Raw genomic sequence first — 770 nt, 5'->3', positions numbered from 1 at the left:
TCTATGTGGCCGGTCATGGTGTGGGGGTGGGGTATTGGGGCCGCTCACCATTGACCGCGTCGCGGTTTGTGGCGTGTGCCTTCACCGGGGCACCGGGGGTGCGGATGTATCGCACCGGGGATTTGGTGTGTTGGGGCCCGGATGGGCAGTTGCAGTATGTGGGCCGTGTTGATGAGCAGGTCAAGATCCGTGGGTATCGCATCGAATTGGGTGAAATCCGCACCGCCCTGGCCAATGTGGAGGGTATCGACCAGGCGGTGGTGGTTGCCCGCGAGGACCACCCCGGGGATAAGCGCCTGATCGGCTATATCACCCAATCCGCTTCGGGGATCGTGGATCCAGTCGCCATCCGCACCCAGCTCGCGGATCGGTTGCCGTCTTATATGGTGCCGGCCGCGATCGTGGTGCTTGAGGCGTTGCCGTTGACGGTCAATGGCAAACTCGACACCCGCGCCCTACCCGCCCCCGACTACACCGGTGAGGGATATCGCGCCCCCGGCAATCTGACCGAGGAAATGCTTGCCGGCATCTACGCCGAGATCCTCGGCCTCGAGCGGGTCGGGGTGGACGATTCGTTTTTCGAGTTGGGTGGGGATTCGTTGTCGGCGATGCGGCTGATCGCCGCCATCAACACCAGCCTATTTACCGGCTTGTCGGTGCGGGCGGTGTTTGAGGCGCCCACCATCGCCCAGCTAGCACCCCGCATCCAGGCCGGGGGTGGGGGTGGGCTGGCCCCGCTGACGGCCCAGCAGCGGCCGGCAGTGGTGCCG

1 protein-coding gene is annotated in these 770 nt (G+C 65.2%); it reads left to right on the top strand.

Annotated elements, in window-relative coordinates; genetic code table 11:
* On the top strand, window positions 1-770 hold a 770-nt coding region (locus A5692_RS21600), incomplete at both ends, for a phosphopantetheine-binding protein (RefSeq protein ID WP_156766205.1).

Source organism: Mycobacterium sp. E342 (assembly GCF_001667665.1).
Classification (GTDB): Bacteria; Actinomycetota; Actinomycetes; order Mycobacteriales; family Mycobacteriaceae; genus Mycobacterium.
The sequence above is the reverse complement of the archived record's forward strand: the minus strand, read 5'-3'. Positions and strand labels throughout refer to the sequence as shown.